Here is a 14408-nt window from a genome sequence, read left to right on the forward strand (position 1 = left end):
CACGCGAGGCCCGCCATGAGCAACCCTGACATGAAATTCCTGATCGTCGACGACTTCTCCACCATGCGCCGCATCGTGCGCGGGCTGTTGAAGGAGCTGGGCTACAACAACGCCGAAGAGGCCGAAGACGGCGTGGCCGCTCTGGCGATGCTCAAGAACTCGAAGTACGACTTCGTGGTGAGCGACATCAACATGCCCAACATGAACGGCTTCGAGCTGCTGGCCGCCATCAAGGCTGACGACAGCCTGAAGTACCTGCCCGTGTTGATGGTCACCGCAGAGGCGCGCAAGGAAGACATCGTGCGCGCCGCGCAAGACGGCGCCGCCGGCTACATCGTCAAGCCCTTCACCAAGGCCACCTTGGAAGAGAAGGTTCAGAAGATCATGCAAAAGCTGGCCGCCGCGGCCTGACCAGGAGACACCCATGAAGATGGACGACATGGCCGTGCTCGCCCCGGCACCCGGTACCAGTGGCGCCTCGGCCGAGGTGTTCCAGCAGCTCGGCCTCATCACCCGCCAGCTGCACGACACCCTGCACCAACTGGGCGTGATGCCCAAGCTGCAAGTGGCCGCGAACAACCTGCCCGACGCGCGCAGCCGCCTGAACTACATCGCCGAGAAAACGGGCAACGCCGCCAACAAGGTGCTGAACTCGGTCGACCAGGCCAAGGTGGAGCACAACGCCATCGCCGCCGAAACCCGCCGCATCGCTGCCGCCATCGTCTCCGACCCGGTGAAGGCCGTGGCCTCGGGCTCGGTGATGAACTTCGTGAGCGACGTCGAAGACGCCACCGCCCGCATCGACCAGCACCTGACCGACATCATGATGGCGCAGGACTTCCACGACCTCACTGGTCAGGTGGTCGCCAAGGTCGTCTCACTCGCAGCCGACCTGGAAGACAGCCTCGTCAAACTGCTCGTGCAAGCCGCACCGCCTGAAGCGCAGAAGGTGATCGAGCACAGCACATCTTCGCTGAACGGCCCTGTCGTGAACCCGGAAGGGCGCACGGATGTGGTGGCGAATCAGACTGAGGTGGATGACTTGCTGGCGAGTTTGGGGTTTTGACGAGGGTGGGGGTCCGCCCCCATCAGTATCTGTAGACCCATCGTGCAAACGGGTGGTAGTTCGCGCGGTCCTTCGCCCCTGTGGGTGGATTCGCCTCGCGCAAGCGCCGATGCAGATCGACTTCGCGGGGCTGCTCGAAGCCCAGACCCGCGAAAATGGCATCCGACAGGCGCGCGAACCGCACGAAGCGAGTGGCGACAAACGCCAGTCCCGCGGTGAGAATCGCCGCCACGACAACGAACATCACTACGAAGAGTGCTGTCGGCAACACGAAACCCTCAGCCCATGCGTATGCAGCGAATGCGCCCACGAGGACGGCCGGCACCCCGAGAGCCACTCGGGCTATGGCGCCGATGCAGTAGTTTCGGTAGCTCGCAGAACCGCGGCCGCAGTGCGGATGCATCCAGATCGTGCGGTCGCTCGGGCGGGTGACGGCATAGGCCCAAAGCCCGCCACCAGAACTCGCACTCGCCAACACCTCGATCCCGTCGCCATCGACGAAGCTCACCTTGCCAAACCGACCCGCCACGCTGCGCCCATCCACCTGGCAGATGAAGGACTCGACGCGCTCGGCTGTATCGCTGACGCTCAACGCCGCACCAGTGGCCGCACCGGCCAGCCCAGCTGCCGCCAACCCCACCGCAGCCGCACCGCCCATCGTCCGGTCGGAATCATTCATCACAAACGATTCCTCGGATGACGACACACGAAGTCCTGACACCACACCACGGACCACTACCACAGGCTCTGGCAACACAGCATAACCCTCACATCAAATGACTTCGAGTAGCGCCTTTTCGAGGCTGCTCATCTGGGCTTGACCGGAGCCGAAACGCTTGGGCTGCGGCTTCTTGCCAAACGCACACTCCTCGCACCAGTCCTGCAACGCATCATCGGAGAAGTACCAGATCGCCAGGGAGATGGCCAATGTCGCCACACTGAACCAGACACCCGCCAGCATCAACCCCGCCCGCGCGGCAAACGCCCACGCAGCCGCGCGGCTTGCCCCCTGGACGACGGCGCGGCCGGCATAGCGTTCCGCCGCCTTCTGTAGCAGCGGTGCGGCATACGAGAGCGCGACGAAGATCGTTGCGATCCCGCCGACGAACTGGGTTGCCGAACGCGTGAAGTAAAGCACCGCCATGCCGTACTGTCCACCAGCGCTCTCCTTGAGTGCGTCGCCAAAGTCGAGCGTGCCCCCGATGAAGGATGCCCCCCCGCTCAGGAAACCACCCGCCACTTTCAGGAGCTGAAACGAGACGGCCAGGTCCTTCGCACTGTGCAGGCCTTTGATGCCAGAGGCGACCACGTCGAGACAGGCCGCGCTGGTGGCCATGGCGGCTGCGCGCAACTGCCATTTGATCTTCGGGTCGTTGCTCACCTTGGAACTGATCTTCCAGAGATTCACCATCTCGAGTACGGCCACTACCAAGCCTAGACGGATCTCCTTGATCGCACTGAAACCCTTGGCATCGGGAACGTCGGCCGTGGCCTTCATGGCCTCCCAGCGCTTCATCACCTCGGCGCGCTCGGCCGACACCTGAGCGGTGACGAAGGTCTTGGTCGTGTTAACCCGCTGGATCAAGCGCTCGCGGCTCACGCCTTCCCACTTGGCCTGGGCCAACACCAGCGCAGTCGCTGCCTTCTCGCTGACTCCTGCCCGCAGCAGCAGCAGTTGCTGGATCACCTTCTCATTGACCGTGTCAACGGTCTTGGCGAACGGCTTGAGGATGGCGTCGCCCACCGTGATGAGCAAGCGGTCGACCGCCAGCGTGTTAACTGGCGTGACCCCCGCCTTGCGATTGGCGTTGTGCAGAGAGATGGACTTCTTGTAAAGGTCCTCGAGCTTGTTCCATTTGACCTGGGCGCCGACGTTGCCCCACGCAGCCTCGCTGAGCGTCTGAGTTTGACCCGCCGCAAACTTCAGGGCGGCATCAACCTCGGCAATGCCTTCCTTCTGGTTGAGTGCGACCGCACGCCAGAGAAGGTTTGGCTTGATACTGGCCTTGGCCTGCGTCACCCATTCAGCAATCTTCTTGGCGCCTGACTTGCTCGATCCGATGCCGAATATGCCACCTTCGACAAGGTCGTGGAAAAGTACGCCGTCACCTAAATTGGTCGGATGGAAGTCTTCCAGCGTATCGATGAAGAGCGGTGCTTCCAGCCAATCAATCAGCACTTCGGTGCGCTTGTCGATGAGCGCATCCGCCTGCTCGGTCAGCCGGCTCCACTGCGTCTTGAAGTCGTTCAAGCTGGGTCGGTCGAGCCTGTCTTCGTACTTCGGCCACGCGTCGGCGACAGCCTCGTTGATGTTGGAGTTGTAGTTCTTCGCGCGGCGGGCAAGGAAGTCGTTGACTTCACCCTGCAGCCCCGCGATCGCCTGGCTGCGCTTGGGCTCAGGCAGCGTGTTGTAGTGGTTCAACCTGCCGAGGTAGCCGGTATTGGGCACTTGACGGCGCGCCCAGTCCTCGGTGATGGCGCAGACCTGTAGCTCCTGGCTACGCTGAGGCTCAGCAAGCTTCATGGCACGAGCACGGCGCTCGGCCAAACTATTGGGATCGAACCAATTGGCGGCGTGACCTTGTCGTTCGTCCTGTGCCTTCTGCTGCCGCCCTCCTGCTCGCTCTTCCAAGGCCTTCTTGACGCCCTCGATGGCGTTGAAGGCTGTGATCTCGAGTTCGCGCTCGGTACCGTAGGCCACAACCCGGCCGGCTGGGTCGTTGCGGAAGCCATTCAGTTCGTGGACTGTGCCGATGGCATCCCACAGGGCAAGGACGTGCGAAGTGTTCTCGGTGCCGTTTGGCCTTTTGGCACGCTCCTTCATGAGCCTCACGGCCTCGGCCGCCTGGCCTTGCCGCTGATGCCACGCGTAGGAGGTACTCTGGCGCAGCAAGCGCGCGGCGTCGAAGCCACCGTCCGGCTTGCTGAAGGCGCCCGGCGATGCGTTGTGGGGCAACTGGTCGGTACCGAACGCGGGCGAGTACTCGATCACCTCGTTGAGCACTGCCTCGGTAGCGATCGCGCCATGGCTATGCTTCGCGCCAGTGGCCATGGCCTCCGGGCGGATGGTCTGCATGCGCGCATCGCGCAGCGGTATGTTGCTCGTGTACTCTCGAAGCGTCTCATCGCTCCATTTGTGTTCGCTGAAAGCGATCCAGGTCGGACCGCATTTCTCGGGCTTCTCGATCACGAGGTGATGCAAGCGCACGTTGCTGTGGCCTTGACGGCTGCACTGGATGCTGGCCGTCATGACCTGTGCTGCGCTCGGACTCGTTTGCTTCACCAGACAGCCATCCGGCGTCACGCTGTAGCACTCCCACAGGTTCGAGCCGCGCGCGTTCTTCGAATAGAAGAGGTAGATAAAGCCGCTACGCAGTGTCCGCAGCGCGTAGTGATGGTCCGCGCCGAGCGACACATCCTTCACGCGAGCACCACTGGCCCAGGCAGGCAAGTCGAGCTTGACGGCATTGGGCACCGGAACGTAGCGCACCGGCAAGATGGGCAAACCGGCTGCCTGGCAGTTGTCGCACAACGTGGCCATCGTCTATTCCTCTTTTCTATAGCGCCGGCAGGCGACGCTGCGCAAGCGACGTGCCGCGCAGATCGGCATCAATGTTCTTCCAGTCAGCGTCGGTCAGTGATTCGATGATGCTGGTGTAGTGCCCATCGTCGGCCAATCGGTGCCGAAGCTTCTCCTGTAACCGAGGGTGATCGTCGAAACGCGGGTGATGGGTAATAGCATGCGTCGCAAAGGCCGACAGATCAGCTGCATCGGACAGACCGTATGCCACCGCTCGACGCAGCGCCTGCATGGCGACGTCACGCGCAACTTCAAGCACGCGGCGGAATGCGTCGGGCGCTTCCGAGGCTTGGCCCAACCATTCGCGCAGCGCCTGATTCAACGGTTGAATAAGGGTCACGTCATCCCACTGTTCGGGCTTCAGGACCAAAGGCCCCGAAGCGTTCGCCTCTGCTTTCAACTCGCAAAGCCCTCCAAGAGGATCGAGCAGCCACCAGCAGCGGATCGGCCCCAGAAGCTGCGCTTTCTGCTGAGGATCGAGCAAGGACCAGAGCACCCAGACCACGGCCGGATCGCTCAGACGCAGCAGCAAGGTGCCCCCCTTTGGCGGTCGTTGCAGCATTGACCGTCCGAACGATGCGGCCGCTTGATGAGCCGAGGCACCTGAGTCCAGCACGATCCAACCGCCAACGCGTCGACCGCCCCCCTGCCTCAACGCCTCGACCTGCAACTCCATAAGCGATGCGCCGATGGAGGCCTGAGCAACGTGGCTGTCTTGGGGCACCGCTAAGTCGAGGGGCAGCCACAGTGGCCATCTACTCGGATCCATCTGTGGATGTGAAATCTGAACACGCGCCCAATTCGCATCAAGGCCCGCCCATTCGGTCGTCGATGCAGCCTCAGCCGGACTCCCCATCGCTTGGTCGAACATGACGCAGCAACGCGTCTCCCCCGAAGCCTCGAGCGCTCGATGCAGTGCATCACTGATCGATGCGACTTGCGAAGAGACCCTCTCGCCGCGACCATCAAGAAAGCTGCTCATGGCGCCCAGGCCTAATCCAGCCACACGGCCCCGTCAGTCAAGACGCACCACTGCGCCCTGATTCGACATCGCAGTCTGCAATTGCTGAGCGCACCCTTTGAATTCCGGCGCCCTAGGCAAACTCAACGCTGCGCTCCCCGTTTCTGCCCCTGTCAACTCCTTCATCGCCGCCTTGAACTCCGAAAGGCCTGAGGTCGTGAACGTGATGGCGCCATTGGTGATGCGCAAGCTCGCCCCTCCTGCCGTCAGCAACACATGCTTGGGCGCCCCCAACGTGATCGCCGCCGTCACGCTGGCAACGTTCACCGCCCTATCCGCCGTCAGGCCTAGCGTATTTGCTTGAGCCTGCACGCTCACCCCGCCGCTGGCTGCATGCAGTTGCATACCGGTCTCCGCATTCGGCTTGCTCGCGTTCTGACTTTTTCCGTAGGTGAAGACGCTGATGCCAGACTTCACTGCGAAGGCGGTGTTCCGCTGACTTTCGAGGTTGATGTCTTGCCCGGCTATCAAGCTTGCGGTAGCCCCAGCACTCAGCGCCGTGTGTGCTGGCGTAGCCGACGCGACCCCACCAGGCGCGCTGACTAGAAGCTCGGGCCGAGACCAGGCACTAACGCTTCCCGCACCGCCCTGAATGGATGAGATTTCGGATGAGGTCTCGTGCGACGTGTCACCTCGTTGGTCACTGCCTTGGAGGCTTTCGATGCCGGCCTGTTGGCCCTTGCTCACCAGCAGATCTTTGGGCTGCGGTTCGCCGGTCAACTTGGCGTTGTGCTTCTGAGCTGTGTCGCTCAGGGTCTGCATGACCTCTGCAGATTCTTCAAGCTGCGTGACGGCGGCACGTGCCTCCGCTGGCTGGCCAGACGCGCCGCTGCCCTGGTTGCGGGTGTACGCGCTCAGGTAGAGGCCGCTGCCCGCGCGTACTGCACCATAGGCTGTGGTTCTGAGGTCTAGCCCGTGGCCGCGCTTGGCAAGGCGCTGGTTGTCGTTCTGCTGCAGAAGGTGCCCTATCTGCAGCCAGCTCGATGCAGTGGTGCTGGCGACCACTGTTCTCGCTTCGCCGGGGCTGTCGTCGAACACGAGCTGATTGTGTCCACCCGTGCCGCTCTGGCTGGCATCGAGGCTCTGGCTCTTGAAGCCAGCAAGAACCGGCCCATGCTGATGGCCTTGAAGTTCTCCTGCTTTCTGATTGCCGGGGAACCAGGCGCCGGCGTTGCCCGTGGCCGAGGCCGCGCCCGCCCCGACTTGATTGCCCTGCGCGTCGTTCTGGCCTTGGCCGTTGTAGGTACCACCGATGACGACAGGGCGGTCAATGTCGTCTTCGACGAAGCTGACGAGCACCTCTTGGCCGAGGCGCGGTGTGAAGGTGGCCCCCCAGTTCGCACCCGCCCAAGGCTGAGCCACGCGAACCCAGGTTCCGCTGCTGTCGCTGGCGGGGGCATTGCTGCCGGCTGGGTGACTCAGCCGGTGAGCACTCTGCCCACCGCGCTGCCAGTGGAATTGGATCTTGACCCGGTTGTCGCGATCGGTGTGCACAGGCTCGCCCAGCCCCACGACGATGGCGGTCTGGGTGCCGGCCACCGCGGGCCGGGCGAAGGTGAGTTCACCTTGCTCGCTCACAGAAGGCGCGGCACGCACCGGTTGCTGAGCGCTTTGCGCCAAGAAGCGAGCCTGGTAAAGCGGCTCGGTCGTCACATTGGCCGGCCCGCGGAAAAGGCTTGGCCGTTCGGCGCGCTCAGGCGCATCGTCAGAGGTCGTATCGCCGAAGGACTGTGGTACTGGGCCTAGCAAAGAACGCAGGCTGGTCGCAAGATCAGCCGTGATGTTGTTGCGGGCACGGTGCTGCACGCAAAGCAGAACCCATTGCTCGCTTGCGGACACGCTCGGGTGTTCGGCCAGCGAGAAGGTGGTACCGCAAGCTGCCTGGCGAATCGCACCCTCGCCATGACTGCGGTAGCCGCTGGCTTGCAGCGCCTGGATTTGCCGCTGCACCCGGCGCTCGGCCTGCGCGCCTGTTTCGTAGGCGTAGGCGCCGGGCTGGGGATGTAGCGCAAGGTTGAGCGATTGGGCGGCGATGCCGGCGTCCCCCAGCGATTCGGACCCCGGCTGCGACACAGAACGGTAGTCCCAGCTGGCAGCAGAGAGCACGCTCGGCCTCACGCTGCGCGCGCGGTCGAGTCGGGTGATGCTGTCTTCCTTGAAGCTGGCTGCGCCACTTTGCGTGTAGCGCACCAGCGGTTGGAGGCTGGGCTTGAATGCGCCGTTGTGGTCGGCAATCACCAGGGTGTGAGACCCGAGCGTCTCACCCCCGTCAGCCTCGTGCTCAAACCAGCAGAAGAGGCCTTCTTCGGCCATGAGCCGCTGCACGAATGCCAGGTCACTCTCGTGATACTGGATGCACAGGCTGCGGCGGGCATAAACGCTCGTATCAGCAATCTCCCACCGCCATGCGGGCACAAGCCCACCCTGGCCCTGGTAGTCGGCGAAGACCTCGTCGAGGATCTCCATGACCGTCTGATCCTGGAAGACCCAGGCGTCTTGCCGGTGAGAGAGAAAGCTCAGCCACGGTTCGATCGTTAGCTTGTAGCGTGCAAGCCCACCGTCACTCCCGAGGAGCGAGAAGGCCGTGATGTGCCCGTGAAACGGCCGCATCACGTTTCGACTTTTCTGCGTGAGCATGTCGATTCGTACCGGCTGGCCGAGCAGATCCTTCAGCTTGAGGTGAGCATTCGTGCTCAAGGCCAGAAGCTCGAACTTGTAGCCCGCGGCCGATGGGTGCCCGGGTGATTGCGGCCCGATGGCCTCGATACCGCGCAGGCGTTCAGCCAGCAGGACGTTCGGGCCGAGCGGAGTCTCAAGACGCAGCAGTCGCTGGTTCTGGTTCGGGCCGAGCGCCGCCAATACAGCCTGGGCGAGTGATTGAGCTGCAGACGATTCGGGCATGTCAGGCAAGTTGCGGGAGCAAGTTCACGGGCGCATGAAGCCGGATACAGATCATGGCCAAACGCGCACCATGCCTCAATCCCTCAGAGGGACGACACCCAGGGGTAACAGGTGAAACCTTGGTGGCAGCCAGGCGACAGTTCACTTGACGCTGTACTTGAACTTGCCGTCCTTGCCGGCACCCACCTTGACGCGGCTGATGGCCTGGCCTTCTGCCATGCGTGCCAACACGCTTTCGGCGACCTCGGGCAGCAGGGTTCCGTTGAGGATGTGGTCGACAGCACGGGCTCCCGTATCGACCTCGGTGCAGCGAGCGAACACCGCATCGACCAGGCCTTCGTCGAAGTCGAACTGTGCCTTGTGGTTCGTCGCAACACGGGCGGCAATCCGGCCGAGCTTGAGGCGGATGATCTGCTCGAGCGCGTCATCGGAGATCGGGTAATACGGCACGACCTTCATGCGCCCGAGGAACGCGGGCTTGAACGTCTTGTAGAGCTGAGGCCGGAGTTGCTCGGCCAGGCCGTCTGCGTCAGGCAGTTCGGCCGCAGGCTTGTTCAGGCACGCCTGCATGATTGCCTGCGAGCCGACGTTGCTGGTGAGGATGATCAAGGTGTTGCGGAAGTCGATCTCGCGCCCTTCGGCGTCGTCCATCACACCTTTGTCGAACACCTGGAAGAACATCTCCAGCACATCAGGGTGGGCCTTCTCGACTTCGTCGAGCAGCACGACGCTGTACGGCCTGCGGCGCACGGCTTCGGTCAGCACACCGCCCTCGCCATAGCCCACGTAACCGGGTGGTGACCCTTTCAGGCCACTCACCGAGTGCGCCTCCTGGTACTCGCTCATGTTGATGGTGATGATGTTGTGCTCGCCGCCGTAAAGCACGTCCGCCAGCGCCAAGGCCGTTTCGGTCTTGCCGACACCAGACGGACCCACGAACATGAACACGCCCTTCGGCTTGTTCGGGTCTTCGAGATTCGCCCGTGCGGTACGCACGCGCTGTGCGACGGCGGCCAGCGCATGGTCCTGGCCGATGATGCGTTCGCGCAGCGTGGGCAGCAGACCCAATACGGTCTTGATCTCGTCCTTGACCATCTTGCCGAGCGGGATGCCCGTCCAGGCCGCCACGATCTCCGCAACGACCGTGCCATCGACCTGCATCGGCACCATCGGGCTTTCGCCTTGCAGGGCAGCCAGTTCAGCGAGCTTCGACTGCAGTGCCGCCTGCTCCGGCGTGGCAGAGACCTTGCCCTTGCCCACCTTGGCAGGCATCGGCTTACCGGGCGCATCAATGGCAGGAGCGGCTTCAAGCCCTTCGCGCATCGATCGAATCTCTTGGACGAGCGCCTTCTCCTGCTCCCAACGGGTTTTGAGAGCACCGAAGGTGTCGCCGAGCTGCTGGCGCTGCTCATCGAGTTCGGCGAGGCGCACTCGATGGTCCGCACCTGCCGACGCTTCGCGCTCGAGCGCTGTGCGCTCGGCGGCCAGCCGCTCGATCTGGCGTTGCGTATCTTCGATCGCCGACGGGGTGGCGCTTTGGCCCAGAGCCACCTTGGCACATGCCGTGTCCAGCACGCTGATCGCCTTGTCAGGCAATTGACGACCGCTGATGTAGCGCGCCGAAAGGCGAACCGCCTCGGTGATGGCTTCGTCGAACAGCCGCACGTTGAAGTGCTTCTCCATCAGGGGCGACATGCCCCGCAGCATGGCGGCGGCCAATGGCTCGCTCGGCTCTTCGACCTTGACCACCTGGAAGCGCCGCGCCAGCGCCGCATCCTTCTCGAAGTACTTCTTGTACTCACCCCACGTGGTGGCGGCGATAGTGCGAAGCTCACCCCGGGCCAGTGCGGGCTTGAGAAGATTGGCTGCGTCGTTCTGGCCCGCCTGCCCGCCTGCGCCGATCATGGTGTGGGCTTCGTCGATGAAAAGGATGATCGGGTGCGGGCTCTTCTTCACCTCGTCGATCACGTTCTTCAAGCGGTTCTCGAACTCGCCCTTGACCGAGGCGCCGGCCTGCAGCAAACCCATGTCGAGTGTGTGCAGCTCAACGCCCTGCAAAGGGGGCGGCACGTCGCCTTGGGCGATCCGCAAGGCCAGGCCTTCGACCACGGCGGTCTTGCCCACCCCCGCTTCGCCAGTGAGGATGGGGTTGTTCTGGCGGCGACGCATCAGGATGTCGATGCACTGGCGGATCTCGGGGTCTCGGCCGATCACCGGGTCGACCTTCCCGTCACGCGCACGCTGGGTGAGCTTGGTGGTGAACTGGTCAAGCGCTGGCGTCTTGCCCGGTGCGGCAAGTTGTTCGGCCTGCTCTTCGTCGGTCTCCGCCGCTGGCGCGTCAGGGCCGCGAAGCGTTTCCACTGCCTCTTGCGAACCCGCTGTGAACTCGCCCAACTTGTGCTTCAAGTCATCCAACTTGAACTTCACGAACAGCTTTGATCCACGGTAGGCCAACTGACTCAGACTGGGTTCGGTCAGCAGAGCGAGCAAGAGGTGCGCGCTGCGGATGCGTACGGTGTGAGACTCCAACGATGCTATCAACCAAGCGTGCTCAAGCAGCGCGGGCAGATGCTGCGAGAACACCGGCGTGCGCGAGTTGCCAGTCTTGAATCGACCGATCTCGGTCTCCAGATCGCGCTGCAGTTCAGTGACCGAAATGCCGAACTTCTTGCACAGCAGCGCCAGATCGCCCTGCGGGCTCTCAAGCAAGGCGAGAAACAGGTGCTCGATATCGACTTCGTAGTTGCCACGCGCCATGCACAGGCTGGCTGCGCGCTCCGCCGCGCGGCGGGTCGTGTCGTTGAGCTTCGAGATGAGCGTCTTGAGATTGTTGGACATGTGACTAGACAGTGATGACAGCGATTTGTTATGAACGAACAGCTTGCTAGGCGGCCTGGAGCTCGTGACGCACGTCGTAGCGCACATCGCAGCGGTCGCTCTGAGCCGGCCTAGTCTGGAGGTACGAGTCCCAACCGAGCCGACCGGCCAGGTTTGAGCGGGTGGAGTCGATGCGGCTGCCCTGCACGGCCTCGGCGCGCAACCGCAGCGAGATTTCGTACTCCAGGCTGACGCCAGAAACCAAGCGCAATAGCTCGGTCAACGCCGTGGCACCGGCCCCACCGGGCAGAAACCGGCGGAAGTGTTCGGCGTCGAGCGGACCGAGGACAACCCGCACGCACAGATCGCGCTGCCAGAGACGCTCGCCCATCAATGCGTTGCGCCCCAGGACACCATTGCCCAGACCAAGCGTCGTGCGAGCCGACCCTGGCAATGAATACCAGCGCCCACGAAACTGCTCCACGCTGACCGGAACGCGCAGATAGCGTTCGAGCAAATTCTTGAGCTGGCTGGCCGATAGCGTGCGCTGTTGCAAGGTGCCGGCAAAGAAAGCCAGGGCCTCGTCATGTACGCCACCGTCTCTCGGCCGCAGGCGCTGTGACAGTGACTTGTATCCGAGGCCAGCCAATGCCATGGCCATCGGCGCGAAGCGATTGTCGCGACTCGATTCGTATTGCAGCTGAAGGCGGCTCTTCTTCCACGCGCTATAGAAGAGCGCCACCGCGCGATGGCTGAACAGATCGAGGAAGGCACGTGCTGCCGTGTCTCGCTGGTAGATCTCGCGGTGCGAGATCTGCTCCGTGTAGACGCTCGGCAGGGTACCGGCGACCCCCAGCAAACCCATGAACGCGGGTGTGATGTCAATCCGTTCGGGCCGCCTAGTGTCATCAACCGACGATTCCCGCTCATCGGGGTACTGAACCTTCAGAAGTTCGATCTCACTCGCAGGAAACGACAGCGACATCGAGTTGCGAAAGCGCACGGCCTTCGGGAGCCGATCGCCCTTGGTCGCGCCTTCATTCGTGAGCCATTGCTCAAGCAACCGAACCGCTTGAAAGAACTCGAAGCGGTGCGGGTCCTCGAAGATCTGCGAGATCAGATCAGGGCCGTGGCGCCGTTGCGGGGAGAGCATTTGAACAAGGTCTGTTGGGAACTGGCCGACACGACGGTGAGTTGGGTGAAGCTATTGATGTGAACGTAGAGGCCGAAGAATCTGTCGAGCAAGGAAACGAACAGACTCAGCCCCGTGCCAACGTAGTTGCCCTCCTCCACGGTGAGGATGATCTCGGTACCACGAACGAAGGTGGCAAATGGCTGGCCGTCCAGCCACGCCGTGGCGGGCACGAACTGCGCTGACACGATGCCATCCACCTGTTGTCGGTTGGCGGGATCGCGCGGCAGATCGTAGAGGCGAAGCATCTCCTTCAGCGCATCAACGCCACGCCCACTCAGTGACAGGTGATTCAAAGACAGATGCGAGACAAGGCGCCACAGAGTGCCATTGCCGCGCTCGAATGCCCGGCTGACAGTCGGCTTGCGCAGCAGGCGGATTTCGCGAGCTACACCCCCGCCTTCCAGGAACAAGTCGCCACCAGCAACACCGTGGCTCAAGAGCGACGGCAACTGGCGATTGGTCGCTGTGACGTGAAGTGACAACGTATCGGTCTGGGGAGTGGCCGGGTCGAAATCCGCATCGACGATCGACAGTTGGACTTCGTACCCGGGGCTTGTGTCCGCAAGTGCCTCGTTGCGTTGGGCGTGCCAGTAACGGCCCGGCGGCTCGGAACCCCCTGCTTCATCAACCTGCAGAAGATCTTCGTGGCAGAGTGAGAAGAATGGCCTGAACTCGTCAATCGATTCACCAGTCGCCGTCTGCTTGACGCGAAAGACCTTGTCGATTGAATACACCTCGTAGCCGAATGCGCGCCTCGCGTCGACGACCACTGGATACTGAGTGGCGGCGTGGCTTACACGGATGGGCTCAGCGTTCTGCTCGAACAGATTCACCACCGGCGTGCACCCGAGCACGAAATTCCGGGCTGACACGGTTTCGAGAAGGCGCGCCTGATCCGAATCCGATCGCAGCCCCGCCAACATCAGATGCAGCGTGACCTTCGAAACACCCGATGTGGCGGCATGCGATTCGCGCGCGGCGGGCATCGCGGCTGCGGGCAGCGGCAGGTCGACAAAGTTGAACTTCTCCGGGAAGGCGAAGTACTCGGTCAGCAGGCGGTACGCAGGATGAGATCGCTCGTCGTAGTCAATGAGCGCTTCATCGTCGGCGAAGCCAACAAGCTGCGCCCGCTGGTTGTGCGGCCCCGACCACGGGCCATGCGGAGAGGTCTGCACCATCAAGCCAACGACGCGATGACACAACACATCGCGAAGAATGCTGACCTGCGACTGCTCCGCATCGAGGTAGACGCGCAAGTAGGGGCCGATGCTGGCCCAGTTCGCCTGCGGTGACGTCAACTCCAGCTGCACCGATAGCACCGCGCTGGCGGTCGTTGGCAGGCGCGTACCCTCCGGCGCTGCTACCGAGTGGCGGTACTGGACGCCACTGATCCGCACCGGTGACAGTTTCAACGGGAACGCTGTACGGAACTTGCATGCCACACCTCTCACCGACCGCGTGGTGAGCTGCGTGCCGCGCTCGACACGGCTTGGACCACTCATTTGCCCCGCGGCTGTTCCGAGGTCGAACTGAGCTATGGAGCAGGACGGAAACGGGCGAAGGTAGTGGGGGTACAACACCTCCAGCAGCGACTCGGTCACCAGAGGAAAGTCGTCATCGAGGCGCTTGTGTACCCGCGCGGCGAGCAGCGCAAAGGACTCGATCAGTCGCTCGACATGTGGATCCTCGGCCATGCCGCTTGTAAGCTGCAGCCGCCTTGCCACCTTCGGATAGCGCTGAGCGAACTCCTTGGCATCCTCACGCAGGAAGGCGAGCTCCCTTTCATAGTGCGGCAGCAATTCATCCATGGCTACAACTTCTCCTGTGA

9 protein-coding genes are annotated in these 14408 nt (G+C 62.8%); 2 read left to right on the top strand and 7 right to left on the bottom strand.

What is annotated here, in order from left to right; genetic code table 11:
* Positions 1 to 15: 15 nt before the first annotated feature.
* Complete coding sequence (gene cheY, locus AC1KAR_RS18795; protein ID WP_480320495.1) at positions 16 to 411, top strand: chemotaxis response regulator CheY; 396 nt, start codon at positions 16 to 18, stop codon at positions 409 to 411.
* A gap of 13 nt (positions 412 to 424) precedes the next feature.
* The gene (locus AC1KAR_RS18800; protein ID WP_480320497.1) at positions 425 to 1066 is read left to right on the top strand and encodes a protein phosphatase CheZ; all 642 of its coding nucleotides are present in this window, start codon (positions 425 to 427) and stop codon (positions 1064 to 1066) included.
* A gap of 22 nt (positions 1067 to 1088) precedes the next feature.
* Here AC1KAR_RS18800 and AC1KAR_RS18805 read toward each other — a convergent pair whose 3' ends face one another.
* The 7 genes from AC1KAR_RS18805 to tssF form a co-directional block, all read right to left on the bottom strand.
* The gene (locus AC1KAR_RS18805; protein WP_480320499.1) at positions 1089 to 1823 is read right to left on the bottom strand and encodes a putative type VI secretion system effector; all 735 of its coding nucleotides are present in this window, start codon (positions 1821 to 1823) and stop codon (positions 1089 to 1091) included.
* A gap of 15 nt (positions 1824 to 1838) precedes the next feature.
* The gene (locus tag AC1KAR_RS18810) at positions 1839 to 4607 is read right to left on the bottom strand and encodes a T6SS effector BTH_I2691 family protein (RefSeq protein ID WP_480320501.1); all 2769 of its coding nucleotides are present in this window, start codon (positions 4605 to 4607) and stop codon (positions 1839 to 1841) included.
* A 16-nt stretch (positions 4608 to 4623) separates the two neighbouring features.
* A complete protein-coding gene (locus tag AC1KAR_RS18815; protein WP_480320503.1) occupies positions 4624 to 5628 on the bottom strand; it encodes a DUF4123 domain-containing protein in 1005 nt (334 codons plus the stop codon).
* Between the two features lie 33 nt (positions 5629 to 5661).
* Positions 5662 to 8568: a type VI secretion system Vgr family protein gene (locus tag AC1KAR_RS18820; protein WP_480320505.1), complete on the bottom strand. Its 2907-nt coding sequence runs from the start codon at positions 8566 to 8568 to the stop codon at positions 5662 to 5664.
* A gap of 141 nt (positions 8569 to 8709) precedes the next feature.
* Positions 8710 to 11406, bottom strand: coding sequence for a type VI secretion system ATPase TssH (gene tssH, locus AC1KAR_RS18825; protein WP_480320507.1), 2697 nt, complete (start codon positions 11404 to 11406; stop codon positions 8710 to 8712).
* 46 nt (positions 11407 to 11452) lie between these two features.
* Positions 11453 to 12538, bottom strand: coding sequence for a type VI secretion system baseplate subunit TssG (gene tssG / locus AC1KAR_RS18830; RefSeq protein ID WP_480320509.1), 1086 nt, complete (start codon positions 12536 to 12538; stop codon positions 11453 to 11455).
* Entirely contained in the window at positions 12502 to 14388 is a 1887-nt protein-coding gene (tssF, locus tag AC1KAR_RS18835; protein WP_480320511.1) for a type VI secretion system baseplate subunit TssF, read from the bottom strand. Before tssF ends, tssG begins: the two co-directional genes overlap by 37 nt.
* Between the last annotated feature and the right edge of the window lie 20 nt (positions 14389 to 14408).

It is taken from the genome of Piscinibacter sp. PDB1-1 (assembly GCF_056675995.1).

Coding starts and splice junctions, on each gene's coding strand:
- tssG (WP_480320509.1), bottom strand. CDS start 12,538: ATGCTCTCCCCGCAACGGCGCCACGGCCCTGATCTGATCTCGCAGATC.
- tssH (WP_480320507.1), bottom strand. CDS start 11,406: ATGTCCAACAATCTCAAGACGCTCATCTCGAAGCTCAACGACACGACC.
- AC1KAR_RS18815 (WP_480320503.1), bottom strand. CDS start 5,628: ATGAGCAGCTTTCTTGATGGTCGCGGCGAGAGGGTCTCTTCGCAAGTC.
- AC1KAR_RS18820 (WP_480320505.1), bottom strand. CDS start 8,568: ATGCCCGAATCGTCTGCAGCTCAATCACTCGCCCAGGCTGTATTGGCG.
- AC1KAR_RS18800 (WP_480320497.1), top strand. CDS start 425: ATGAAGATGGACGACATGGCCGTGCTCGCCCCGGCACCCGGTACCAGT.
- cheY (WP_480320495.1), top strand. CDS start 16: ATGAGCAACCCTGACATGAAATTCCTGATCGTCGACGACTTCTCCACC.
- tssF (WP_480320511.1), bottom strand. CDS start 14,388: ATGGATGAATTGCTGCCGCACTATGAAAGGGAGCTCGCCTTCCTGCGT.
- AC1KAR_RS18810 (WP_480320501.1), bottom strand. CDS start 4,607: ATGGCCACGTTGTGCGACAACTGCCAGGCAGCCGGTTTGCCCATCTTG.